This is a genomic window from Solidesulfovibrio carbinoliphilus subsp. oakridgensis (assembly GCF_000177215.2).
GTDB lineage: Bacteria > Desulfobacterota > Desulfovibrionia > Desulfovibrionales > Desulfovibrionaceae > Solidesulfovibrio > Solidesulfovibrio carbinoliphilus.
Genome location: NZ_CM001368.1, coordinates 2,110,330 through 2,132,696 on the forward strand (window position 1 = coordinate 2,110,330; position 22,367 = coordinate 2,132,696).

General features: G+C 67.0%; 24 protein-coding genes. 15 read left to right on the forward strand and 9 right to left on the reverse strand.

Features of this window, described 5'->3' with window-relative positions:
• Positions 1-59: 59 nt before the first annotated feature.
• Both tmk and DFW101_RS09175 read right to left on the reverse strand, forming a co-directional pair.
• Positions 60-695 (reverse strand): dTMP kinase, encoded by a 636-nt coding sequence (gene tmk, locus DFW101_RS09170; RefSeq protein ID WP_009181229.1) that lies wholly within the window; start codon positions 693-695, stop codon positions 60-62.
• Positions 671-1,780 carry a 3'-5' exoribonuclease YhaM family protein gene (locus tag DFW101_RS09175; RefSeq protein WP_009181230.1) on the reverse strand — a complete coding sequence of 370 codons (1,110 nt, stop codon included), beginning with the start codon at positions 1,778-1,780 and terminating at the stop codon, positions 671-673. The genes tmk and DFW101_RS09175 overlap by 25 nt, the downstream gene beginning before the upstream one ends.
• 37 nt (positions 1,781-1,817) lie before the next feature.
• On the opposite strand from DFW101_RS09175, the gene surE reads away from it, so the two are divergent.
• The gene (surE, locus tag DFW101_RS09180; protein ID WP_009181231.1) at positions 1,818-2,585 is read left to right on the forward strand and encodes a 5'/3'-nucleotidase SurE; all 768 of its coding nucleotides are present in this window, start codon (positions 1,818-1,820) and stop codon (positions 2,583-2,585) included.
• A gap of 173 nt (positions 2,586-2,758) precedes the next feature.
• Positions 2,759-3,724 (forward strand): diguanylate cyclase, encoded by a 966-nt coding sequence (locus DFW101_RS09185; protein WP_009181232.1) that lies wholly within the window; start codon positions 2,759-2,761, stop codon positions 3,722-3,724.
• A gap of 195 nt (positions 3,725-3,919) precedes the next feature.
• Here DFW101_RS09185 and DFW101_RS09190 read toward each other — a convergent pair whose 3' ends face one another.
• Entirely contained in the window at positions 3,920-5,287 is a 1,368-nt protein-coding gene (locus DFW101_RS09190; protein ID WP_009181233.1) for a DUF4405 domain-containing protein, read from the reverse strand.
• 232 nt (positions 5,288-5,519) lie between these two features.
• Between DFW101_RS09190 and gltX the strand changes: the two genes are divergently transcribed.
• Positions 5,520-6,914, forward strand: a complete 1,395-nt coding sequence (gene gltX, locus DFW101_RS09195; RefSeq protein WP_009181234.1) for a glutamate--tRNA ligase — start codon at positions 5,520-5,522, stop codon at positions 6,912-6,914.
• 76 nt (positions 6,915-6,990) lie between these two features.
• Here gltX and DFW101_RS09200 read toward each other — a convergent pair whose 3' ends face one another.
• Positions 6,991-7,311, reverse strand: a complete 321-nt coding sequence (locus DFW101_RS09200) for a type II toxin-antitoxin system PemK/MazF family toxin (protein ID WP_009181235.1) — start codon at positions 7,309-7,311, stop codon at positions 6,991-6,993.
• Positions 7,298-7,534, reverse strand: coding sequence for a hypothetical protein (locus DFW101_RS09205; RefSeq protein WP_009181236.1), 237 nt, complete (start codon positions 7,532-7,534; stop codon positions 7,298-7,300). Before DFW101_RS09205 ends, DFW101_RS09200 begins: the two co-directional genes overlap by 14 nt.
• A 131-nt stretch (positions 7,535-7,665) precedes the next feature.
• Here DFW101_RS09205 and DFW101_RS09210 point away from each other — a divergent pair, with 131 nt between their 5' ends.
• The gene (locus DFW101_RS09210; protein WP_009181237.1) at positions 7,666-8,979 is read left to right on the forward strand and encodes a hemolysin family protein; all 1,314 of its coding nucleotides are present in this window, start codon (positions 7,666-7,668) and stop codon (positions 8,977-8,979) included.
• A gap of 66 nt (positions 8,980-9,045) precedes the next feature.
• On the opposite strand, the gene rpmB is transcribed toward DFW101_RS09210, so the two are convergent.
• Positions 9,046-9,252, reverse strand: coding sequence for a 50S ribosomal protein L28 (rpmB, locus tag DFW101_RS09215; protein WP_009181238.1), 207 nt, complete (start codon positions 9,250-9,252; stop codon positions 9,046-9,048).
• Positions 9,253-9,445: 193 nt separating this feature from the next.
• On the opposite strand from rpmB, the gene DFW101_RS09220 reads away from it, so the two are divergent.
• The 8 genes from DFW101_RS09220 to glyA all read left to right on the forward strand — a co-directional run bounded on the left by DFW101_RS09220 (position 9,446) and on the right by glyA (position 16,089).
• Entirely contained in the window at positions 9,446-9,988 is a 543-nt protein-coding gene (locus tag DFW101_RS09220) for a YceD family protein (protein ID WP_009181239.1), read from the forward strand.
• A gap of 68 nt (positions 9,989-10,056) precedes the next feature.
• On the forward strand, positions 10,057-10,239 hold the full coding sequence (gene rpmF, locus DFW101_RS09225) for a 50S ribosomal protein L32 (RefSeq protein WP_009107479.1): 183 nt from the start codon (positions 10,057-10,059) through the stop codon (positions 10,237-10,239).
• Positions 10,229-11,278: a phosphate acyltransferase PlsX gene (gene plsX / locus DFW101_RS09230; protein WP_009181240.1), complete on the forward strand. Its 1,050-nt coding sequence runs from the start codon at positions 10,229-10,231 to the stop codon at positions 11,276-11,278. Before rpmF ends, plsX begins: the two co-directional genes overlap by 11 nt.
• An 11-nt stretch (positions 11,279-11,289) precedes the next feature.
• Complete coding sequence (locus DFW101_RS09235) at positions 11,290-12,282, forward strand: beta-ketoacyl-ACP synthase III (protein ID WP_009181241.1); 993 nt, start codon at positions 11,290-11,292, stop codon at positions 12,280-12,282.
• A gap of 156 nt (positions 12,283-12,438) precedes the next feature.
• Complete coding sequence (gene fabG, locus DFW101_RS09240) at positions 12,439-13,167, forward strand: 3-oxoacyl-[acyl-carrier-protein] reductase (RefSeq protein ID WP_009181242.1); 729 nt, start codon at positions 12,439-12,441, stop codon at positions 13,165-13,167.
• A gap of 40 nt (positions 13,168-13,207) precedes the next feature.
• Positions 13,208-13,444, forward strand: coding sequence for an acyl carrier protein (locus DFW101_RS09245; RefSeq protein WP_009181243.1), 237 nt, complete (start codon positions 13,208-13,210; stop codon positions 13,442-13,444).
• A 67-nt stretch (positions 13,445-13,511) separates the two neighbouring features.
• Positions 13,512-14,756 carry a beta-ketoacyl-ACP synthase II gene (fabF, locus tag DFW101_RS09250; protein WP_009181244.1) on the forward strand — a complete coding sequence of 415 codons (1,245 nt, stop codon included), beginning with the start codon at positions 13,512-13,514 and terminating at the stop codon, positions 14,754-14,756.
• Between the two features lie 94 nt (positions 14,757-14,850).
• Positions 14,851-16,089 (forward strand): serine hydroxymethyltransferase, encoded by a 1,239-nt coding sequence (gene glyA / locus DFW101_RS09255; RefSeq protein ID WP_009181245.1) that lies wholly within the window; start codon positions 14,851-14,853, stop codon positions 16,087-16,089.
• A 152-nt stretch (positions 16,090-16,241) separates the two neighbouring features.
• Here glyA and DFW101_RS09260 read toward each other — a convergent pair whose 3' ends face one another.
• Positions 16,242-17,804, reverse strand: coding sequence for an ATP-binding protein (locus DFW101_RS09260; RefSeq protein WP_232285942.1), 1,563 nt, complete (start codon positions 17,802-17,804; stop codon positions 16,242-16,244).
• Between the two features lie 57 nt (positions 17,805-17,861).
• Between DFW101_RS09260 and DFW101_RS19960 the strand changes: the two genes are divergently transcribed.
• Positions 17,862-18,170 carry a hypothetical protein gene (locus DFW101_RS19960; protein WP_232285946.1) on the forward strand — a complete coding sequence of 103 codons (309 nt, stop codon included), beginning with the start codon at positions 17,862-17,864 and terminating at the stop codon, positions 18,168-18,170.
• 47 nt (positions 18,171-18,217) lie between these two features.
• On the opposite strand, the gene DFW101_RS09265 is transcribed toward DFW101_RS19960, so the two are convergent.
• Positions 18,218-19,111 carry an ABC transporter substrate-binding protein gene (locus DFW101_RS09265; protein WP_157137631.1) on the reverse strand — a complete coding sequence of 298 codons (894 nt, stop codon included), beginning with the start codon at positions 19,109-19,111 and terminating at the stop codon, positions 18,218-18,220.
• Positions 19,112-19,534: 423 nt separating this feature from the next.
• Here DFW101_RS09265 and DFW101_RS09270 point away from each other — a divergent pair, with 423 nt between their 5' ends.
• Positions 19,535-19,996: a deoxycytidylate deaminase gene (locus DFW101_RS09270; RefSeq protein ID WP_009181248.1), complete on the forward strand. Its 462-nt coding sequence runs from the start codon at positions 19,535-19,537 to the stop codon at positions 19,994-19,996.
• Complete coding sequence (gene ribD / locus DFW101_RS09275; RefSeq protein ID WP_009181249.1) at positions 19,986-21,137, forward strand: bifunctional diaminohydroxyphosphoribosylaminopyrimidine deaminase/5-amino-6-(5-phosphoribosylamino)uracil reductase RibD; 1,152 nt, start codon at positions 19,986-19,988, stop codon at positions 21,135-21,137. The genes DFW101_RS09270 and ribD overlap by 11 nt, the downstream gene beginning before the upstream one ends.
• A gap of 57 nt (positions 21,138-21,194) precedes the next feature.
• Here ribD and DFW101_RS09280 read toward each other — a convergent pair whose 3' ends face one another.
• Positions 21,195-22,313, reverse strand: coding sequence for an AAA family ATPase (locus tag DFW101_RS09280; RefSeq protein ID WP_043642812.1), 1,119 nt, complete (start codon positions 22,311-22,313; stop codon positions 21,195-21,197).
• Positions 22,314-22,367: the final 54 nt, after the last annotated feature.

The window sequence follows — 22,367 nt, forward strand, 5'->3', positions numbered from 1 at the left end:
TGGGTCCGGGAGGGGGTGACCCCCTCCCGGCCGCCGGAGGCATCTTTTCTTCCCCTCCCCTATCCGCCCAATCGCTGCGACACCACGTCCCAGACCCTGGCCGCGACGGTGGCGGCATCCGGGGTGGCGTCCACGGTGACGAACCGGCGGGGGTGCAAGCTCGCCAGGGTGCGGTAGCCGTCGCGGACGCGGCCGTGGAAATCGAGGTGCTCGGCTTCGAAGCGGCCTTCGGCGGCGGTGGTGCCGGCTTGCAGGTTGCGGGCCAGGGCCCGGCGCAGGCCTTGCTCCGGGTCGATGTCGAGAAGCAGGGTCAGCTGCGGCCAGGTCCCGGCCACGGCCACGTCGTTTAACTGCTGGAGCAGCGCCACGTCGAGGCTGCGGCCGTAGCCCTGGTAGGCGATGGTGGAGTCGGCGAACCGGTCGCACAGGACGACCTGGCCGGCGGCCAGCGCCGGCCGGATGACTTCGGCCACGTGCTGGGCCCGGTCGGCCAGGTAGAGAAAGAGTTCGGCCCGGCTGTCGAGGTTTCGGGTCTCAAGCGACAGGAGGATGGCGCGCAGGGTCTGGCCGAGGCCGCAGCCGCCCGGCTCCCGGGTGACGCGCACGGTCCTGCCGGTCCGCTCCAGGGCGGTGGTCAAAAGCCCGATCTGGGTGGATTTGCCCGAACCTTCTATCCCTTCAAGGGTAATAAACACTGCTGCACGTCCTTTTCCCGGGGCTTCGGGGGCTTTTCCGGGACCTCGCGCGGCGCTCGGGGCGGATTGTAGAGGTAGCGTTCCAGGGTGCGGACATAGGGCGACCACTGGCCGGGCTCGTCGGATTCGAAGGAGCCGAAAATCTGGTTCATCTTGGCGTCGATGTTGTCCGAAAAGTGGAGCGCGAAGGCCTCGGCGGTCTTGGGCCGGCGCGGGGAGCCGAATTCGTATTCCCCGTGGTGGGCGACCAGGATGTGCTTGAAATGGAGCGCCAGCTCGGGCTCGACGCCGGATTTCTTGAGCAGCGGCTCCACCAGTTCCAGGGTGATGACGATGTGGCCGAGCAGCCGCCCGGCGTCGGTGTAGTCCGTGCCCGGTCCGGCGGAAAGCTCCCAGGCCTTGCCGAGGTCGTGGCAGACGGCGGCGGCCAGGAGCGTGTCGCGGTCGAGGGCCGGATAGCGGTCGCAAATGGAAAGGGCCAGCCGGCAGACAGCCAGGGTGTGCTCGAGAAGCCCGCCCCGGTAGGAGTGGTGGACGCTCTTGGCCCCGGGCGCCTCCAGGAGCCTGTCGCGGAATTCCGGGTGCGACAGGACCCTGGCGCAAAATTTCCGCCACGGCCCATGGGCGATCTCGGCCCGGCACAGCTCGGCCAGTTTTTCGAGCAGCCCTTCCGGCGGTTCCTCGCTCGACGGCACGAACTGGGCCAGGTCCGGGGCGAACTCCCCGGGCGGGAGCACCCGCAGCCGGTCGATGTTGATCTGGGGCCGGTCGCGGTAGGCCCCGACCGGCCCCTCGACCAGGACGAACTGCCCTGGGGCCAGCTCGGCGTAGGCCTGGGCCGCCGGGCTCCATATCTTGGCCTCGATCCGGCCGGAAACGTCTTCCAGGGTCAGCGTCCAGAAGGGGCCGTTCTTGGCCTGGCCGAGCCGGGCCGCGCCGATGCAGAAGACGTCCGAAGCCGTCTGGCCGGGAGTCAGGTCTTTTATGAACTGTGCTTTTTGAATCACGAGGATGCCGCTGGGGTTAGATGAAAAAGGAACCTGCCCGGGGCCGGGGCGGTTGTCAATCCCGTTCGCCTTGGGCATAGTGCCAGCGCCGGCGAGCCCGGCACGGGGGAAGCGCATGCGTATCTTGCTGACCAACGACGACGGCATCCAGGCCGTCGGCATCCGGGACCTCTACAAAGGGCTGGTGGCCGCCGGCCACGACGTCCTGGTGGTGGCTCCCATCTCCGAACAGTCGGCCGTCGGACACGCCATCACCATCGCCACCCCCCTTCGCGTCAAGGAATTCAAGGAAAACGGCTTTGCGGGCCTCGGCGTCTCCGGCACGCCGGCCGACTGCGTCAAGCTGGCCCTGACCACGCTCATCACCGAAAAGCCCGACGTGGTGGTGTCCGGCATCAACGCCGGGGCCAACGTCGGCGTGGACATCCTCTATTCGGGCACGGTCTCGGCCGCCACCGAAGGGGCGCTCATGGGCTACCCGGCCGTGGCCGTCTCGGCCGACGACTACGCCCCGACCGACCTGACCGGCCAGGGCCGCTACGTGGCCGATTTCCTGGCCGGCCGCCCCTTCGAGGCCGCGCCGCCGCGCTGCGTCCTGAACCTCAATTTCCCGTCCCGGCCGGTGGAAGAGACCCTGGGCCTGCGGCTTTGCCCGCCGACCTCGGCCGTGTACAACGACTGGTACGTCACCCGCCAGGACCCGCGCGGCCGCAACTACTACTGGCTGACCGGCGTCATCCCGCCGGAAAGCCTGTCCCCCGAAACCGACCGGGCCCTCCTGACCCAGGGCTACATCACGCTGACGCCCTTGCGCTTCGACTTCACCGACGAGGCCACCATGGCCCGCCTGGCCGACCGCCTGGGAATCCGGGCCGGCGGCTGACGGTTGCTTTTTTCCTTTATTGGGGCAAGATGCAGGCCGTGACGCATACTGCTTCCGGCTCGGCCGGACTGCCTGACGGTGTCGCCTGCACGGCGGCCGTGCGGCAGTGGTTCGGCGGAACAGCCGGCATCGGACTTCGCAAGCATGGCCAAGCACGCCTCACCGGGATCGGCATGAACATCCTGATCGTGGACGACTCCGACTCCTCGCGCCTGCTCCTGTCCACCATTCTCAAGGGCGCAGGCTACGTCGAGCCGCTGTGCGCCGGTTCCGCCGGCGAAGCCCTGGCTCTCCTCGACGAGCGCTGCCGCACCTACGAAGCCCCGGACGTGGATCTGGTCCTCATGGACGTGGTCATGCCGGACATGGACGGCATCGACGCCACCCGGCTCATCAAGGCCGATCCGAGGCTGCGCGACATCCCCATCATCATCGTCACCGTCAAGGACGAGGCCGTAAGCCTCGAACGCGCCTTCGAGGCTGGGGCCATGGACTTCCTGGCCAAGCCGGTCAACAGCATGGAACTGCGGGCCCGCGTCCGCTCCGCCCTGCGCCTCAAGGAAGAGATGGACCAGCGCAAGGCCCGGGAACGCGAACTCGAAGCCCTCACCCGCAAATTCGAACAGCTCTCCAACCAGGACGGCCTGACCGGCGTGCCCAACCGCCGTTGCTTCGAGGACGTCTTTCGCAAGGAATGGCTGCGCTCCCGCCGCGACGGCACCCCGCTCTCGGCGCTCATGATCGATATTGACTGCTTCAAGGACTACAACGACACCTACGGGCACCTGCAAGGCGACCTGTGCCTGCGGCAGGTGGCCGAGGCCATCGAGGCCGCCCTCAAACGGCCCGGCGATTTCGTCGCCCGCTACGGCGGCGAGGAATTCGTGGCGCTTTTGCCCGGCACCGACCTGGCCGGGGCCCTGTCCATCGCCGGCCTCATCCGCGCCAACGTCCGCGCCGCCGCCATCGAACACGCCAGCTCCCGGGTGGCCGAAATCGTCACCGTCAGCATCGGCATCTCCGGCGTCGTCCCCAACATGGACATCGAAGCCGAATCCCTGCTCGCCGCCTCCGACGCCGCCCTCTACCAAGCCAAAAGCGGCGGCCGCAACCGCGTCGAAGTACGGCCCGCGGCGTAGGGAAGAGGGAAGAAAGAGGCCTCCGGCGGCCGGGAGGGGGTCACCCCCTCCCGGACCCACCCGAAAGGGGCCGACGCGCACCCGCCCACGGCCATCTCTCCGCACCCGCTTCCCCCACGCCCGCCCATCCCGCTCGGGGGTCCGGGGGGCGTGACGCCCCCCGGCCGCCGGAGGCGTCTTCCTCTCTCTTCGCCTCTACTGGCCGGTGGCGAAGCGCATGATGTCGACGGGGGTGCGGTTGTTTTCGAGGGCGAGTTCTTCGAAAGTCATGTCGCCGAAGGCGGTGACGCGGTGCCGGGCCAGCCGTTGCACGGCCACGGACAGGGGGATGTCGTATTCCCGGCAGAAGGTTTGGAGCATCATCTTTTCGAGGCCCGGCGGCGGCGTCACCGGGGCCTGGGGCGACGGGACAGCGGCGGCCGGCGCCTGGGTGTAGCCGGGTTGTCCCGGCAGGGCGGGCTGGGCCTGGGGCGCGACCGGCAGGGGGCCGTAGCCGGGCTGGGCGGCCGGGACCGGAACTCCGGCCTGATGGGGCGCGGGTTGCGCCGGCGGCAGGCCGGGTACGGGAGCGGCAGGCAAGGCGGCCGGCTGGCCGGGGCCGGGCTGGGCCGGAGCGACCGGGGCCGGTTGCGGGGCGGCGTGGGTCGGGGCGGCCGGCTGTTGCGGGGCCGGGGGCGCGGGGGGTTGGGGGCTGCTTTCGGCCGGAGCCGGGGCCACTTCCACGGTGACGGCCGTCTGCGGCTTTTCCGCGCGCAGGGCCTCGTAGACGGCGATGGGCAGGACGTTGTTGCTCTTGGCCACGTCGGACAGGGTCCAGGACGGCTGGGCCTTCAGGCCCGCGGCCTGGAGGCGGGCCATGGTGGCGGCCTGGTCGAGGCCGTATTCCTCGCAGATGTCGGAGAGCCTTCGCCGGCCAAGTCCCGGGGGCGGGTCCTTGGGCAGGCCGTTTTGGGTCCCACCCGAGGGTTCCATCACCATCTTGAGGGCTTCGAACACGCCGCCCGGGGCCACGCCGTTTTGGCGGGCGATCTGGGCCAGGGTCAGGGAGGCGTTTTCGGCCTTGATATTTTTGAGCCGAAGCAGGGCCAGGGCCTTGTCGCCGTCCATGCCCATGCGGCGGGCCAGGTCTTCGAGGGTCGAGTTCTCGGCCATGGTATAGGGCGGCTCGCCGTAGGTCTCGACGGCCCGTTCCTTGATGTAGCCGGACAGGGATACGAGCTGGCGTATGGGCGGGGCCCCGGCCAGGGAGCCGACAAAGACGAGCAGGGCCAGGCCGAGGGCCAGGTAGAAGGGCTTGGTGAAGACGACGACCACCCCGTCGTCATCGCGCAGGGCGCTTAAGAGCCCGTCCCAGTTGAGGGCCACATGGGCCAGTCCGGCCAGGAGGAAGAGCAGGCCCATGCCGAGGTGCGCCCCTTCCCAGTGCTGCCGGGAGAGGCCGAGAAACGACCAGTTGGCCCACGAGGCCACCCGGGCGGAGGGTTCGATGAAGACCACAAGCGAGGTCAGCGCCATGAGGAAAAGCGAGAGGAAAAGGAGCAACGAGACGGCTTTCTTGAGCATTTGAGGGACTCCACGGCCCGGTTGGGGTTTCCGGGCAAATCGCGTTGTCCGCCCTCTAGCACGCCTCGGGTGGTTTGCCCATCCCCGGCCGGTCGCCTGCCCGGCGGTCCTGTTGACGGCGCAGGCCAAAGAGGCTACCTCCCGGCCCCAAGGCCGATCCGGTCCCCGGTCCAAACCTTTCGCCACCCCGGGGAGTTCCGCAAGGGACTCCCTTTCCGTTTTGGAGCGCAACATGAGCACCATCGTCACCCGGTTCGCCCCGAGCCCCACCGGCTACCTGCACATCGGCGGCGCGCGCACGGCCATTTTCAACTGGCTCCTGGCCCGCCACCACGGCGGCAAGTTCCTGCTGCGCATCGAGGACACGGACCTTGTCCGCTCCAACGCCGACATGACCAAGTCCATTCTCGACGCCATGGAGTGGCTGGGGCTCCACCACGACGGCGAACTGACCTACCAGAGCCAGCGGTTCGACATCTATAACGAACATATCGACAAACTGCTGGCCACGGGACACGCCTACTGGTGTTCGTGCACGCCGGACGAAGTCGAGGCCATGCGCGAGGCCGCCCGGGCCAACGGCCTCAAGCCCAAGTATTCCGGCCGCTGCCGCGAGGCCGGCCTCGGCCCCGGCGAAGGGCGGGTGGTGCGCCTGAAGGCCCCGATTTCCGGGGCCACGGTGGTCGACGACATGGTCAAGGGATCGGTGTCCTTTGACAACGCCGAACTCGACGACATGGTCCTTCGCCGCAGCGACGGCTCCCCCACCTACAACATGGCCGTGGTGGTGGACGACGCCACCATGGGCGTCACCCACATCATCCGGGGCGACGACCATTTGAACAACACGCCGCGCCAGATCCTCATCTACAAGGCCCTGGGCTTTCCCCTGCCCAAGTTCGGGCATGTGCCCATGATCCTCGGGCCGGACAAGAAAAAGCTGTCCAAGCGCCACGGGGCCACCGCCGTCATGGAGTACGAGGACGAGGGATTTTTGCCGGAAGCCATGTTAAACGGCCTGGTGCGGCTCGGCTGGGCCCACGGCGACCAGGAGATCTTTTCGCGCGAGGAGCTGGTCGAACTTTTTTCCGCCGACAACCTCGGCTCCTCGGCCTCGGTTTTCGACAAGACCAAGCTTCTGTGGTTAAACGCCCACTACATCAAGGAAAGCCCGGCCGCGCGGCTGGCGGTTTTCGTCAACGCCTTCCTGGAGCGCAAGGGCTACCCGGCCCAGGACCTGGAATACCTGGGCCAAGTGGTGCCGCTGCTCCAGGCCCGGGCCCAGACCCTGGTCGAGATGGCCGAGAAGGCCGAGCCCTTTGTCAAACGCACGGCCGATCTCGAATACGACCTGGCGGCGGTGAAAAAATTCTTCACCCCCGAGGTCCGCGAGCACCTCACCGACGTGCGGGCCATCCTCGATGCCCTGTGCTGCTTCGACCAGCCGTCCATGGAGACGGCCCTCCACGCCTACATCGAAGCCAAGGCCATCAAGTTCAAGCTCCTGGCCCAGCCGATCCGGGTGGCCATCACCGGCGGCACGGCCAGTCCGGGCCTGTTTGAGACCATGGCCGTCATGGGCAAAAAGCGCGTCCTGGCCCGTATCGACCGGGCCCTTTCGCTGTAGCCGCGGATCGCGGATCCAATGACAACGCCCTCCGGGCGCGGCCAGACGGCCGCGTGCGGAGGGCGTGTTGCGTTTTCTAGAGGCCAAGGACGACGGCCACGCTCGCGGCCAAAATTTTAAGATCGGCCAGGGAAAGCTCGCCCAGGCGCTCGACCAGCCGCGACTTGTCCACGGCCCGGATCTGGTCGCACACGGCCACGGAACCCTTCCCGGCCGATTCCATGGGAACCACGAGGGGCGGCCGGGGTGTGGCGGCCGAGGACAGGGGCACGACCACCACCGTGCGGCGGGCCTTGTTGAGGGCGTCCACGGTCAGGATGGCGGCGGGACGCTTTTTGCGGATTTCGCTGCCCCGGGTCGGGTCCAGGTCCACCCACCAGACCTCACCGCGGCGCATCGCCGCCGCCCAGGCCATCGGCCGCTGTCACGTCCCAGTCCGCCATCTCGGCCGCCAGGGCCGCGTCCTCTTCCACGGCCCGGGCGATCCGGTACAGGGGATCGTCCTCCTGCGGCAGGGCCCGGCGCAAGAGGTCGGCAATAAAGGCGCTGCGCTCCCGGGCCGGCACCGCGGCCCGCAACCGCACGGCCAACTCCTCCGGCAGATGCACGCAAATCTGCATGGGCCACCTCCTTCTCAATATCGATAGCAATATCCACGACGCAAAATGCGGTCAAGGCCGCCCTTCGCCTTTGCCCCCGCCTCTGTTATCCTGCCCCCATGCCGGCGCCCCGCGCCGCAACCGGAGCCGCCATGACCGCGATGACGCTTGAACTGCTGGCCGTGCTGGTCCTCATCCTTATAAACGGCTTTTTCGCCATGGCCGAGATGGCCCTGGTCGCCTCGCGAAAGGCCCGGCTTTCCGCCCTGGCCGCAGCCGGCAACCAACGCGCCAAATTGTGCCTGCGCCTGCGCGAGCATCCCGAATCCTTTCTCTCGGCCGTGCAGATCGGCATCACCCTGGCCGGGGTCCTGGCCAGCGCCTACGGCGGGGCGACCCTGGCCGCCGCCCTGGCCGAGGTCCTGCGCGGCGTTCCCCGGCTCGCGCCCTACGCCCATGCCCTGTCCCTGGCCGCCGTGGTCGTGCCCATCACCGTCCTGACGCTGCTCCTTGGCGAACTGGTGCCCAAGCGCCTGGGCCTGGCCCGGCCGGAGAAGCTGGCCATGTGGACGGCCCCGGTCATGCGCGGCCTCATGGTGGCAAGCGTGCCGGCCGTATGGTTCCTTGGCGTCGCGACCAAGGGATTCCTGCGCCTGTTTGGCCTGGCCGGCGGCAACGAGCCGGCCGTGACCGAGGAGGACATCCGGGGGCTCCTCCACGAGGGCGCGCTCCACGGGGTGCTCGAACACGCCGAGCGCGACATCATGGAGCGGCTGTTGCGCGTGGCCGACCGGCCGCTCGGCGTGATCATGACCCACCGGTCCCGGGTGGACTGGCTCGACGCCGACGCGCCGGAGGCCGAAAACCTGGAGAAGCTCCTGGCCAGCCACCACACCCGGTTTCCGGTCTGCCGGGGCGACTTCGCCGAGGTCCTTGGCGTGGTGCGGGCCAAGGACGTGGTGGCCGACCGGCTGCGCACCGGCCGGTTCGACCTGGCCGCCCATCTGGTCCAGGTCCCGTTTCTGCCCGAGACCCTGCGCGGGCTCGATCTGCTCGCCCACTTCAAGGCCGCGCCCCAGTCCCGGCTGGCCATGGTGGTGGACGAATACGGCGACGTGCTCGGCGTGGTCACGGTGACCGACGTGTTCGAGGACATGGTCGGGGATCTGCCGGGCCCGGGCTCGACCGAGGAACCGTCCGTGGTGCGCCGGACCGACGGCTCGTTTCTCATCGACGCGGCCACGCCCATGGACGAGGTGGCCGCCCTCCTCGGCCTGCCCCAGCCGTGGCCCGAAAGCTTTGGCGAGGGCACCCTGGCCGGGTTCGTGCTGACGCATCTGGGCCGCATCCCGGACATGGGGGAGACGTTCGCGGCCCATGGCGCCACCTTCGAGGTGGTGGACATGGACGGCCGGCGCATCGACCGGGTGCTGGTCACGCCGCCGCCGGAGAAGGAGGCGGGCTAGCGGTTTGGACGCAAAAAAAGACGGCCCGCCGACGCGGGCCGTCCGAAAAAACGGGGGAAGCGAAACCTAGGCGGTCTTGGCGACCGGCTTGGTCACCGCGCCGGAACGCAGGCACCGGGTGCACACGGTCACGGTCTTGACTTCGCCGGAAGGCAGCTGGGCGCGCACGTTGACGAGATTGGGCTCGAAACGGCGCTTGGTCTTGTTGTTGGCGTGGCTGACGTTGTTGCCGCTCTGGGGCTTTTTGCCGCAATGCTCGCAGATCTTGGCCATTATGTGGTTCCTCCCGGAAAGATTCTTCGCGGGTGTCCGCCCGCCCGGAGCGCGTCCGGACACCTGGCGGCCACGCGGTTTTTCGCAGTGACGCAAAGAATTTTGTGAGGTACATTGGAAGGGAAGCCTTGGCAAGCTTTTTCTTGACAACCGCCGGGCCACAGTCTAGCACTCTCATCTTCGCGAGGGAACCATGTTCGAACTCTGGCTTGATATCACCGACCTCCCGGCGTCCGGCCGGGAATTTTCGTTTTCCGACCAGGCGCTGTGGACCGATTCCATAAGGGAATTCCGTCTGCCCCATCGCCTGGACGGGCCGGGCGGCGGCCTTGCCGCCACGCTTTCCCTCACGCCCCAGGGCCGGGGCCTGCTCATCCGGGGAACCCTCAAGGGGCGCGCCATCACGCCCTGCGACCGGTGCGCCGAGGACACGACCATCGAGATCGACACCGATTTCGAGCTGTTCGAGGAAGCTCCCCTGGAAGATGCGGTCTCCCTCGAACCCGGGCTGCTACGCCGCCGGGGCAAGGTCCTCGAACTGGACGTGGCCAGCCTTTTGTGGGAACAATTCCTTCTTGCCCTGCCGGTCAAGCCCCTTTGCGACGAGGACTGTCCGGGACTTTGCCCGCAATGCGGCAAGCCGCTGCGGGAAGGCCCCTGCGACTGCGGCGCGGACGAGGGCGACCCCCGGCTGGCCGTGCTCAAGAACCTGAAGGTGCCGCGCGGCCCGAATTGACGGCTTTGCCTTCAATTGGCCACGCGTCTTGTGATACCTGACCCCAAACCCCTTGCGAGGTAATCGCCATGGCCGTCCCCAATAGAAAAATCTCCAAGTCCCGCAAAGGCATGCGCCGTTCCCACGACCACGTGGCCGTGCCCACGGTCGTCCTTTGCTCCTGCGGCGAACCCACCGTCCCCCACCGGATCTGCCCGAGCTGCGGCACCTACCGCGGCCGCCAGATGCTGCGGAAGGACGATGCCGAATAACAAGCCGCGCATCGCCGTGGACGCCATGGGCGGGGACTTCGGTCCCCACGTGGTCGTCCCCGGCGCCCTGCACGCCGCCAGAGCCGGCAAGGCGGAAGTCATCCTCGTCGGCGACGAGGCGGCCATTGCCGCCCAGCTTGCCCGTTACGACGTGAAAGGGTTGCCGGTTTCCATTGTCCACGCCTCCCAGGTGGTGGAGATGGAGGAGAAGCCGACCGAGGCCTTGCGCCGCAAGAAGGACTCCTCCATCCAGGTGGCCTGCAACCTGGTGCGCGACGGCGCGGCCGACGGCGTCATTTCCGCCGGCCACTCCGGGGCCACCCTGGCCTGCGCCATGTTCACCATCGGCCGCGCCCCGGGCGTGGACCGGCCGGCCATCGCCACGTTCATGCCGACCGAGAAGTCCCACTGCGTCATCATCGACGTCGGGGCCAACGTGGACTGCAAGCCGTTTCACCTGCTCCAGTTCGGCGTCATGGCCTCGGTCCTGGCCGAGACCATGCTCGGCCGGCCCAACCCGGCCGTGGCGCTTCTCTCCAACGGCGAGGAGTCGGGCAAGGGCAACCTGCTGGTCAAGGAAACCTTCGACCTGCTGCGCCTGAGTTCGCTCAACTTCGTCGGCAACATCGAAGGCCGCGACCTGTTCACCGGCAACGTGGACGTGGTGGTCTGCGACGGGTTCGTCGGCAACGTGGTGGTCAAGCAGGCCGAAGGCCTGGCCTCCTCCCTCGGGCGTCTGCTCAAGGGCGAGCTGCGTCGCGGCTTTTTCGGCAAGATCGGCACCATGCTGGCCCTAAACGCGCTCAAGCGTTTCTCGCGTCTGGTCGACTACGCCGAGTACGGCGGCGCGCCGCTCCTTGGCCTCAAGGGCATCTGCCTCATCTGCCATGGAGCGTCCAACAGCAAGGCCATGTCGAGCGCCGTGCGCATGGCCGCCCGGTTCGTGGAGATGGAAGCCAACGACCACCTGTCCGAAGCCGTGGCCAAAAACATCGACCTGGCCGGAACGCGCCGTCAGGCCGCAAACGACCAAAGCTAAGTCCCCACTACATGAAACAAGACGCCTATATTCACGGCCTTGGCTTTTACGCGCCCGAAAAGGTGCTGACCAACGCCGATCTGGAGAAGCTCGTCGAGACGTCGGACGAGTGGATAACCACCCGCACCGGCATCAAAGAGCGCCATATCGCCGCCCCGGGCGAGGCCACCAGCGACATGGCCGCCGCCGCGGCCAAGGCCGCCCTGGCCGACGCCGGCCTGGCCGCCGACGCGCTGACCCACATTTTTCTCTACACCGTCACCCCGGACTACTACACCCCCTCGGCTTCCTGTCTCATGCAGGAAAAGCTCGGCATAAGGGGCCGGGTGGTCCAGGACGTCAACGCCGCCTGCTGCGGCTACATCTACGGCCTGGAGATGGCCCGGGCGGTCGTTGCCCTGCATCCCGAGGCCAAGGTGTTGGTGGCCGCGGCCGAGGTGCTCACCTCGCGCACCAACTGGGCCGACCGCCGCACCTGCGTCCTTTTCGGCGACGCCGCCGCCGCCGCCGTGGTCACCGGGCAGGCCCCGGCCGCGGGGGGGGCCAGGATCATCGACACCCGCCTGGCCAGCGACGGGTCCCTCGGGCATCTGCTGACCATCAAGGGCGGCGGCTCCGGCCATCCCTACAAGCTCGGCGACGTCATTGACGAGGATTTTTTCCTCCAGATGAACGGGCCCGAGGTCTACAAGCACGCCGTGCGCAGCATGGCCACCGTGTGCGAGGAAGTCGTGGCGGCCAACGGCCTGTCCTGGGACGACATCGACCTCTTCATCCCCCACCAGGCCAACCTGCGCATCATGGAAGCCGTGGCCAAGAAACTCACCCTCCCCCGGGAGAAAGTCATGGTCACCGTCGACCGCTACGGCAACACCTCGGCCTCGACCATCGGCATCGCCCTGGTCGAGGCCCGGGCCGAAGGCCGGATCAAACCCGGGAGCAAAGTCCTGCTCGGGGCCTTTGGCGGCGGATTCACCTGGGGCGCGGCCATCCTCCAGTTTTGAGGCCGGCCGCAAAACGCATTTGATGTTGCGGGGCGTATCGGCTAGGGTGTCGCCCTGCCCGGTACGGGCGGCAAACCGCCCCTCGCCCCGCCCCAACAACCTTTCCGGCAGTGCGGCTCGGGTGCCTCACCCCGAAGCGCCGCAAGGAGCTTTGCCATGCGTACGGCCTTGGTCACCGGCGGGTCTCGCGGCATCGGCGCGGCTGTGGCCGGGCGGCTCGCCCGCGACGGCTTCGACGTGGTCCTCACCTATGTCAGCAAACCCGACGCAGCCGCGGCCGTGGCGGCCGCCATCGTGGCCGAGGGCGGCCAGGCCCGGGCCCTGGCTCTCGACACGTCCGATCCGGCCGCCGTGGCCGCCTTTTTCGCCGGGCACCTGAAGGACGCGGACCTCCACGTCCTGGTCAACAACGCCGGCATCACCCGCGACGGGCTGATCGTGCGCATGAAGGACGAGGATTTCGCCGCCGTCATCGGCGTCAACCTGATCGGGGCCTTCACCTGCCTGCGCGAGGCGGCCAAGATCATGATGAAGCGCCGGGCCGGCCGCATCGTCAACATCACGTCCGTGGTCGGCCAGTCCGGCAACGCCGGCCAGGCCAACTACGCCGCGGCCAAGGCCGGGCTCGTCGGCCTGACCAAATCCGCCGCCCTGGAACTGGCCCCGCGCGGCATCACGGTCAACGCCGTGGCCCCGGGGTTTGTCGAAACCGACATGACCGCCGGCCTGCCCGACGCCGTCAAGGCGTCGTTTAACGAGCGCATCCCCCTCAAGCGGGCCTGCGCCCCGTCCGAAATCGCCGCTGCCGTGGGCTATCTGGCCAGCGACGAAGCCGCCTACGTCACGGGCCAGGTCCTTGGCGTCAACGGCGGCATGTACATGTAATCGAAACGTCACAAAATTCGGCCATCACTTGGAGGAACTCATGTCTGTCGCGGAAAAAGTCAAGGAAATCATCGTGGATCAGCTCGGCGTGGACGCCGGCGAGGTCAACCCCGAAGCCAAGTTCGTCGACGACCTGGGCGCGGACTCCCTGGACCTGACCGAACTGATCATGGCCATGGAAGAGGAATTCGGCGTCGAGATCTCCGACGAGGACGCCCAGCAGATCCAGAAAGTCCAGGACGCCATTTCCTTTATCGAAAAGAAAAAGGGCGAGTAGGCCCAAAACGCCCAGCCGGGCCGGGGCGGCGCCACGCGCGCCCGCCCCGCCCGCGGACGGATGCACCATGACCTTACACCGGGTAGTCGTCACAGGCCTTTCGGCCATCACCCCCATCGGCAACGATCTGGCCGCCAGCTGGAAGAACCTTGTGGCCGGCGTCTCTGGCGCGGCCCCCACCACCAGGTTCGACGCCTCGGCCTACGACACGCGTTTCGCCTGCGAGGTCAAGGACTTCGACGAGAAGCCCTACATCGCGGCCAAGCTGGCCAAACGCCTGGATCGCTTCACCATCTACGCCCTGTCCGCCGCCATGATGCTCATGGAGGACGCGGGCTACAAGATCGACCCCGAGGAAGCGGCCGAAGTCGCGGTCATCATCGGCTGCGGCATGGGCGGCATCGAGACCCTGGAGGCCACCCACACCAAGCTCCTGGCCCAGGGCCCCTCGCGGGTGTCGCCCTTTTTCATCCCGACCATGATCGCCAACATGGCCGCCGGCCAGGTGTCCATCGCCACCGGCGCCAAGGGCCCGAACCTGTGCACCACCTCGGCCTGCGCCTCGGGCATGCACGGCATCGGCTACGCCTATTCCGACATCAAGCTCGGCCGGGTGTCGGCCGCCATCTGCGGCGGCGTGGAATCGACCATCACGCCGCTGGCCGTCGGCGGGTTCAACGCCCTCAAGGCCCTCTCCACCCGAAACGACGATCCGGCCAGGGCCTCGCGCCCCTTTGACGCCGGCCGCGACGGGTTCGTCATCGGCGAGGGTTGCGGCCTGCTCTTGCTCGAATCCCTGGAGCACGCCAAGGCGCGCGGCGCGCGCATCCTGGCCGAAGTGGCCGGATTTGGCGCCTCGGGCGACGCCTTCCACATGACCGCCCCGCCCGAGGACGGCGAAGGCATGGCGCTGGCCATGCGGGCCGCCATCCGCGAGGCCGGCATGGCCCCCTCGGACGTGGCCCACATCAACGCCCACGCCACCTCCACCGGCCTCGGCGACGCCTGCGAGACCACGGCCATCAAGACCGTCTTTGGCGACCACGCGAGAAACGTGCCCGTGACCGCGAACAAGTCCATGATCGGCCACTGCCTCGGCGCGGCCGGCGGCATCGAGTCGGTCATGAGCGTCAAGACCATCGTGGAGGGCGTCATCCCGCCCACCATCAACCTGGACGTGCCCGACCCGGCCTGCGACCTGGACTATGTCCCGAATACGGCCCGGAAGGCGCCGGTGGCCAACGTCCTTTGCAACTCCTTCGGCTTTGGCGGCACCAACGCCTGCATGTTGTACAAGGCCTTCGTCGAGTAGGCCCGGCCGGGGCCGCGCGGCCCGAAAACGCAATCATAAACGGGGGGATGCTCGGGCTTCGAGTCTCCCCCCGAACGCTTTAGGGGGACGCTCCATGGAAGAACTGCTTATCGCCGATCCGGAAGTCGGGCGGGCCGTCTGCCTGGAAATCGAACGCCAGACCGGCAAGCTCGAAATGATCGCCTCGGAGAACTTCGTGTCCGTGGCCGTGCGCCAGGCCCAGGGCAGCGTGCTGACCCACAAGTACGCCGAAGGCTACCCCGGCAAGCGCTACTACGGCGGCTGCGAATACGTGGACATCGCCGAGGATCTGGCCCGCGACCGGGTGAAGGAGCTCTTTGGCGCCACCTACGCCAACGTCCAGCCCCATTCCGGCTCCCAGGCCAACATGGCCGTCTATTTCGCGGCCATGAAGCCCGGCGACACCCTGCTCGGCATGGACCTCTCCCACGGCGGCCATCTCACCCACGGCTCGCCGGTCAACTTCTCGGGCAAGCTCTTTAACATCGTCTTCTACCACGTCCGCAAAGAGACCGGCACCATCGACTACGACGAGGTGGAACGCCTGGCCAAGGAACACAACCCGGCCGTCATCATGGCCGGGGCCAGCGCCTACCCGCGCCTGATCGACTTCGCCCGGTTCCGGGCCATTGCCGACGCGGTCGGGGCCAAGCTCGTGGTCGACATGGCCCACATCGCCGGGCTGGTCGCCACCGGCCACCACCCCTCGCCCATTCCGCACGCCCATTTCACCACCTCGACCACGCACAAGACCCTGCGCGGTCCGCGGGGCGGCCTGATCCTCTCGTCCGAGGAGTTCGGCAAGACGCTCAATTCCCAGATCTTCCCCGGCATCCAGGGCGGCCCGCTCATGCACGTGATCGCGGCCAAGGCCGTGGCCTTCGGCGAGGCGCTCCGGCCCGCCTTCAAGACCTACCAGGGACAGGTGGTCAAAAACTGCCAGGTCCTGGCCAAGGGCCTCCTTGCTTCCGGCTACGACCTGGTCTCCGGCGGCACGGACAACCACCTCGTGCTGGTCGATCTGACGAACAAGGACGTGACCGGCAAGGACGCCGAGCTGGCCCTGGACAAGGCCGGCATCACGGTCAACAAGAACACCGTGCCCTTCGAGACCCGCTCTCCGTTCGTCACCTCGGGCGTGCGCATCGGCACGGCGGCCCTCACCACCCGCGGCATGGTCGAGGCCGACATCGAGCGTATCGTCTCCTGGATCGACGCGGCCATCGCGGCCAAGGACAACGACACCACGCTCGACGCCATCCGCAAGGACGTGCAGGTCTTCTCCCGACAGTTCCCGCTTTTTGCCTGGTAGCAGGAAGACGCCTCCGGCGGCCGGCGGGATCATCCCCCCGGAGCGCTGGATGAAAAACAGGGGCCGGATCGACGCCATGTCGGTCCGGCCCCTGTCGCATCTCGGGACTTCGGTCGTCCGAGAGGAAAAACCCACCCCTCCCTTGCCCCGGTTCAGAACGTCGACAGCATCCGCTTGAGCGATTCCAGTTCCACCGGCTTGGTCAGGTAGGCGTTGAAGCCGCTTTGCATGAAGCGGTCGATTTCGTCCTTGAGGGCGTAGGCGGTCAGGGCGACGATGGGGACCTCCCGGGGCACGCCGTCCGGCGGGCTTGTGCGGATGATCCGGGTGGCCTCGTCGCCGCCCATCTCCGGCATGCGGATGTCCATGAGCACCAGGTCGAAGCCGCCTTGGGCCAACGTCTCCAAGGCTTCCCGGCCGGTTCCGGCCAGGAGGACTTGGTGGCCGAGCTGGCGCAGCAGCTCCTGGATGTAGAGCCGGTTGACCGGGTTGTCCTCGGCCACCAGGATGCGAAGCGGCCGGCCGGCCGTGGCGGCGGCGCTTCCCGGCTCCTGCGGGGCCGGCGCGACCACCTCCAGTCGGATCGTGAACGCGAACGTGCTCCCCTCCCCTTCCCGGCTCTCGGCCCGGATGTCCCCGCCCATGAGTTCCACCAGTCGCTTGGCGATGGAAAGCCCGAGGCCCGTGCCGCCGTACAGGGCATGGGCGGAGGTGTGGGCCTGCTCGAAGCTCTCGAAAATACGCTCCAGCCGGTCGGCCGGAACCCCGATGCCGGTGTCCCGGATCGTGACGCGAAGCCGTTGGCCGCCCGCCTCGTCGGCCGCGCCCTCCCGGTCCACCCGGACGTCGATGCGCCCCTGGCCCGTGAACTTGACCGCATTGCCGACCAGATTGGTCAGCACCTGCCGCAGCCGCCCGACATCTCCGACCACATGGTCCGCAACGTCCGGGGCCACGGCGTGGTCGAGGACCACGCCTTTCCCCTGGGCCGCGATCCGAAGCGGCGTCAGGGTGGCCTCGAACTCCCGGCGCAGGTCGAACGCCTGCCGGGCCAGCCGGATCTTGCCGGCCTCCATCTTCGCAATATCCAGCACGTCGTTGACGATGCCGAGCAGGTGCTGGGCCGAGGCGTCCGCCAACTCCAGATAGGAGAGGGTCGTCCGGTCCAGGGACTGCATCCGGGCCAGATGGACCATGCCCATGATGCCGTTTAACGGGGTGCGGATCTCGTGGGACATGTTGGCCAAAAACTCGCTTTTGGCCCGGTTGGCCTGCCGGGCTCTCTCTTCCGTCACCTTGCGGGTGGCGATCTCCTGCTCCAGGGCCAGGGTCCGCTGGGCCACCCGGTCCTCCAACGCCGCGTTGGCCCGCTTGAGCTCGTCGGATTTGCGCAGCAGCTCGAAGCGCGACGCCTCGAGCCGGCCGGCCATGTCATTGAAACACCGGGCCATCTGGGAAAACTCGTTGTTGCCGAGGTCCGGCACCCGATAGCCGAGGTCCCCCCGGGCGATGCGCTTGGTCCCTTCCTGCAGCGTCGACACCTTTTCCAGGAGGGAAGAGTTGGAGACATAGAAAATGATGCCGTTGGTCACAAGCAGGACGGCAATGAAGAGGACGAAGAGAAAGACCGCGTTTTGCTTGCTGGAGGCTACTCTGTCCCGGCTGACTTCGAGGAGCCGGCCGATGTCGTCCGTGATGTAACCTACCTTGATCATCAATTGCGAGGCGAGGATGGTTTCACGGCGAGCATACGACGCCTCACCGGGCCCGGCTTGTTCCTCGACAAACTGCCGCAGGATCGAGCCAAGCTCATGGTTGTTGCTGAGGATGTTTTGAAGGAACTCTTCTTCCCTGGCATCGGCCGAAGCGAAACGTCCCAAAGCCTTTGTCAAGGAGGCTCTGACATCCCGAACTTGTCGCAGGACGCGCGGATTTTCTTCGTGCAGCAACTGGAGGAGAAGGTTGTTGAGATGAAGGGCCACGTTGATCGCATCGTTATATTGCCGATCCCGCTTGATATCCTGGTCGATCTTCTGGAAAACAAAGAACAACAATCCGACAATGAGGACCGAGACGCTTAAGGAAGCGAAAAAGGAGACCCACATGGTGGAGCGTATGCGCATCGTAGTTACCTGAGTATGGTCACGGCTTTCGGATCTTCTTCAAGCAGGGGGGTCAAGGAAATGTAGTCCAGGATATCTGGAATATCCTTTCCTGTCGGCTCCTTGAGTTTCCTCCACCGGACCTGGTTCTCCAGGGACGTGATCAGCCCCTGGTTCAGGGAAACGGTCAATCGTGTTTTTTCCCATGAATCTGAAAAATACTCTTGATCAAAGTCCCATGTGGCCTGAATGATCTTGAACGCCTCTTCCTTATGAAGAAGGATGTAGGTCTCGGCCTGCAGCAGGGCCCGGAGCAGACGTCGCACCCGGCCGTCCTTATCTCCAAACCCCTCGCGACTGATCAATACCCACTGATAGGCGATGGTATTTTGTAAATCCCAACAAAAGAAGTTCTCTTTCAGAATTTTCTTGGCTTCATAGGCGAGACGATCCCAAGTCGCGGCGGCATCGATTTCCCCTTCCTGGAGCGCCTGGACCAACTGTACGGGAGGAAGATCCACAACCCGTACCGTGGCCGGGTCAACCTTGTGCAGCAGAAGGAAGATTTCCAGATTGTAATCCGCTGATGTGCCCTTTGTCACGCCGACCGATTTTCCTTCCAGGTCCTTGGGCCTGCCGATGCCGCGGTCTTTTCGAGCCACGACCTGGTCCCCTCGGGACAGGCCTATGCTGGCGAAAAGACGCAGTGCGGGATCGACCCGGATCTTATCGGAAAAAACGAAGTCCGCAGCGGCCGCAACGTCAACCTTGCCTTGGATCAGGGCTTCCACCCCCGCTTTGCCTGAAGGGCACTCGACAAGCTGCACATGAAGGCCCTGTTCTTTGAAAAATCCCTTGGCCTTGGCAATGGCGATCAGTCCCGAATAGGGCGTCGATGTTAGCGTGAGGGTGAGGGGCAAGAGTTTTCCGGCTTCCGGTTCCGGTGGGCGGCAGCTCCAGAGGGAGGCGAAAACAAGGACCATGAGCAGCGAAACGGCGCATCGGGTGGGCCTCATAAAAATCATAACGGACCTCGCTGGGAAGAGGGAACGCACTGCTCTATTTTCAACGGTTCTATCCGGGGAACGCCAGCATTTCAATTTATGAATGAAACATTCGTCCGACTGCGCGGCTTGATTCTTATTGGCCCCATAACACGCCTCCCCTCTTGACGATCCTTTCGATCAAACAGGCGGAGCCGTGTCCGGACACGCCGCAGGAAGGGCCGTCTCCCTTCATTTTTGTACGCGTCCGCGCGCCTTGACGCTTCCCCGTCCCTTGGTCCACTCTCCCCGCGTACGTCACGCCCCTTGGGGAATTTTTTGGGGATGGAGCAGCATACCATGGACAAGCGCCTTCCTTGGCCCGAATATTTCATGCGCATCGCCTACCTGGTGGCCGAGCGCAGCACCTGCCTGCGCCGCAAGGTCGGGGCCGTGGCCGTCAAGGACCGCCGCATCCTGGCCACCGGCTACAACGGCTCCCCCACCGGCACGGCCCACTGCCTGGACATCGGCTGCCTGCGCGAGGAGATGGGCATTCCCTCGGGCGAGCGCCACGAGCTGTGCCGGGGGCTCCACGCCGAGCAAAACGTCATCATCCAGTGCGCGCTCCACGGCGTGCCCATCGCCGGCGCAGACATCTACTGCACCACCCAGCCGTGCCTGATCTGCACCAAGATGCTGATCAACTGCCAAGCCAGGCACATCTATTTCAGCCAGGGCTATCCCGACGCCCTGTCGGCCAAAATGATCGCCGAGGCGGGCATCGGCTTCGAGGCCCTGGAGGGCGACTATGGCGTCTGATGCGGATTTCATGGCCCGGGCCCTGGTCCTGGCCGAGCGGGGGCGGGGGTTTGTCACGCCCAATCCCCGGGTCGGCGCGGTGCTGGTCCGGGACGGCGCCATCGTGGCCGAGGGCTGGCACAAGGTCTTTGGCGGGCCCCACGCCGAGGTGGAATGCCTGCACGACGCCGAGAAAAAGGGCGTCGATCCGGCCGGGGCCACCATGTACGTGACGCTTGAGCCGTGCAACCACTTCGGCAAGACCCCGCCCTGCTCGCGCACGCTCCTGGACGCCCGGGTGGGCCGGGTGGTCGTCGGCTGCCTGGACCCCAATCCCGTGGCCGGCGGCGGGGCCGAGCTGTTGCGCCAGGGCGGCGTGGATGTGACGGTCGGGGTCCTGGCCCTGGAGTGCCGGGACGCCATTGCCGATTTCGTGGTCTGGAAGACCCTTGGCCGGCCCTTTGTGACGGTCAAGCTGGCCATGACCCTGGACGGGCGCATCGCCAGCCGGACCGGCGATTCCGGCTGGGTCAGCGGCGAGGCCTCCCGGGCCCGGGTCCACGCCATGCGGGCGGCCTGCCAGGCCGTCCTGGTCGGCGGCGGGACCCTTGCCGCCGACAACCCGCGCCTGACCCACCGCCTGGACGGCGGCCCCCTGGCCAGAAATCCCCAGCCCCTGGCCGTGGCCGTCACCAGGCGCCTGCCCGCGCCGGACGGACCCCTGGCCCTGGTCCGGGACCGGCCGGAGCAGCTCGTCATTTTCACGGGCAAGGCCGCGGCCGCCGGTCCGGCCGCGGCGAAGCTGACGGCCCTTGGCGTTAGGGTCTTCGGCCTGCCCGAAAAGGCGGACGGCGGCCTCGATCTCCTCCCCGGCCTTGTCCGGTTGCGGACCGAGGCCAACGTCTACACCGTCTTGTGCGAAGGCGGGGGCGGACTGGCGGCCACGCTCCTCGCCCAGGGACTCCTGGACGAGCTGACGGTCTTTTACGCCCCCAAGGTCCTTGGCGACGACAAGGCCGTGGCCGGATTTTCCGGGCTGGCCGTGCCGCGCATGGCCGGGGCCGCGCCGTTCCGGTTCGTGGCCACCGAGCGGGTGGGCGAGGATTTGATGGTCACGGCCCGGCCGGCGGTCCCGACCGACCGGGCCACGGTCGACGGTTAGTTTCCGGCCACGGCCGGCTGGTGCCTCCCGGGCACGGCCGGCGGGGCCGTGGCCGCCCTAGTCCATCCGGCACAGGTACTGGGCCACTGCCTCCTGGTCGATGGTCAGGGTCGGGCCCTTGTCCGTGGCCGCGTACTGGGGCGAGTGGGTGGGGTCGAACTCGTGGGCCGCGATCAGGCCGTTAAATATCTCGCGCAGGGCCCGGGCCCCGATGCGGCTGTTCTTGGCGGCCGCCTCGGCAACGGCGGCCACGGCCCCCTCGGTGACCAGGAGCCGGATGCCCATGTGGCGGAAGTATTCCAGGCACAGGCGCAGGGGCGACTGGGCCGAATGGATGAGGATCTGGCGCAGTTCGTCCTTGCCCAGGTCGTCGAGCATGGCGATGGAGCCGAAGCGCGAGACGAACTGCGGCATCATGCCGTAGGCGAAAAGGTCGGCCAGGCGCAGGTAGTCGCGCAGCTTGAACCGGGTGACCGTGCGCACCGACACCGAGCCGTCGGGCTTTCGGTCCACCTCCGAGACCTCCCGCAGCCGGCGTTCGTCGCGCCGGTTGACCAGGCAGGCGTAGACCTGGTCGTAGAGCTCCTCGAAGGCCCCGCCACAGATGAAAAGGAGCCGGCCCGTATCCAGGGCCAGGTCGGCCTCCACCTCCCGGCCGTCCTCCAATACCGTGGCCCGGTACAGGAACCGCTCGCCCTCGAGAAGGGTCAGAAGGGCGTACTGGGTGGTGATGCCCTCGACATTGGCCTTGCCGGAAATCCGCCCCGAGATCTTGTCCACCTCGTCCACGCACACCGTGGCGTTTTCCAGGTAGTCCGCAAGCTGGCCGGCCGTGAGGTCGGCCCCGAAGAGCACCTTGGCCCGGGCCTCGAGCTTGCGGAAAAGCCGGGTGGTCCGGTCCTCGCCCTCGATCTCGGCCGACAGGGTGTTGGCGTTTACGATGACCATGACCCGGAACCGGGCCAGGGCGTCATAGGCGTCGTAGAAGGCTGCGATGGCCTGCATGAGGGTGGTCTTGCCCGTGCCGGAGTTGCCGACCAGAAGCACGTTGGGGGCGGGCAGGCCGTTTATGTGCTTGTAAAGCGACACGCTGATGCGGCGCAAAAGGTCGGCCTGGCCGAGCACCCGGCCGGCCAGGAAGCCATTGATGTCCGTCGGGAGCAAGAGCTTTTCCATCCACCCGTCCTTGCGATTTTTCCCCGTCCTATCGCCTTCCCCGGCCCCGGACAA

Excerpts from the sequence above, each read along its gene's own strand:
- DFW101_RS09190 (WP_009181233.1), bottom strand. The coding sequence starts at position 5,287 with ATGCTCAAGAAAGCCGTCTCGTTGCTCCTTTTCCTCTCGCTTTTCCTC.
- fabF (WP_009181244.1), top strand. The coding sequence starts at position 13,512 with ATGACCTTACACCGGGTAGTCGTCACAGGCCTTTCGGCCATCACCCCC.
- DFW101_RS09280 (WP_043642812.1), bottom strand. The coding sequence starts at position 22,313 with ATGGAAAAGCTCTTGCTCCCGACGGACATCAATGGCTTCCTGGCCGGC.
- DFW101_RS09205 (WP_009181236.1), bottom strand. The coding sequence starts at position 7,534 with ATGCAGATTTGCGTGCATCTGCCGGAGGAGTTGGCCGTGCGGTTGCGG.
- fabG (WP_009181242.1), top strand. The coding sequence starts at position 12,439 with ATGCGTACGGCCTTGGTCACCGGCGGGTCTCGCGGCATCGGCGCGGCT.
- glyA (WP_009181245.1), top strand. The coding sequence starts at position 14,851 with ATGGAAGAACTGCTTATCGCCGATCCGGAAGTCGGGCGGGCCGTCTGC.
- DFW101_RS09200 (WP_009181235.1), bottom strand. The coding sequence starts at position 7,311 with ATGCGCCGCGGTGAGGTCTGGTGGGTGGACCTGGACCCGACCCGGGGC.
- DFW101_RS09175 (WP_009181230.1), bottom strand. The coding sequence starts at position 1,780 with ATGCCCAAGGCGAACGGGATTGACAACCGCCCCGGCCCCGGGCAGGTT.
- ribD (WP_009181249.1), top strand. The coding sequence starts at position 19,986 with ATGGCGTCTGATGCGGATTTCATGGCCCGGGCCCTGGTCCTGGCCGAG.
- DFW101_RS09210 (WP_009181237.1), top strand. The coding sequence starts at position 7,666 with ATGACCGCGATGACGCTTGAACTGCTGGCCGTGCTGGTCCTCATCCTT.
- DFW101_RS09235 (WP_009181241.1), top strand. The coding sequence starts at position 11,290 with ATGAAACAAGACGCCTATATTCACGGCCTTGGCTTTTACGCGCCCGAA.
- rpmB (WP_009181238.1), bottom strand. The coding sequence starts at position 9,252 with ATGGCCAAGATCTGCGAGCATTGCGGCAAAAAGCCCCAGAGCGGCAAC.
- DFW101_RS09185 (WP_009181232.1), top strand. The coding sequence starts at position 2,759 with ATGAACATCCTGATCGTGGACGACTCCGACTCCTCGCGCCTGCTCCTG.
- surE (WP_009181231.1), top strand. The coding sequence starts at position 1,818 with ATGCGTATCTTGCTGACCAACGACGACGGCATCCAGGCCGTCGGCATC.
- gltX (WP_009181234.1), top strand. The coding sequence starts at position 5,520 with ATGAGCACCATCGTCACCCGGTTCGCCCCGAGCCCCACCGGCTACCTG.
- DFW101_RS09270 (WP_009181248.1), top strand. The coding sequence starts at position 19,535 with ATGGACAAGCGCCTTCCTTGGCCCGAATATTTCATGCGCATCGCCTAC.
- DFW101_RS09260 (WP_232285942.1), bottom strand. The coding sequence starts at position 17,804 with ATGATCAAGGTAGGTTACATCACGGACGACATCGGCCGGCTCCTCGAA.
- DFW101_RS09220 (WP_009181239.1), top strand. The coding sequence starts at position 9,446 with ATGTTCGAACTCTGGCTTGATATCACCGACCTCCCGGCGTCCGGCCGG.
- rpmF (WP_009107479.1), top strand. The coding sequence starts at position 10,057 with ATGGCCGTCCCCAATAGAAAAATCTCCAAGTCCCGCAAAGGCATGCGC.
- DFW101_RS09245 (WP_009181243.1), top strand. The coding sequence starts at position 13,208 with ATGTCTGTCGCGGAAAAAGTCAAGGAAATCATCGTGGATCAGCTCGGC.
- plsX (WP_009181240.1), top strand. The coding sequence starts at position 10,229 with ATGCCGAATAACAAGCCGCGCATCGCCGTGGACGCCATGGGCGGGGAC.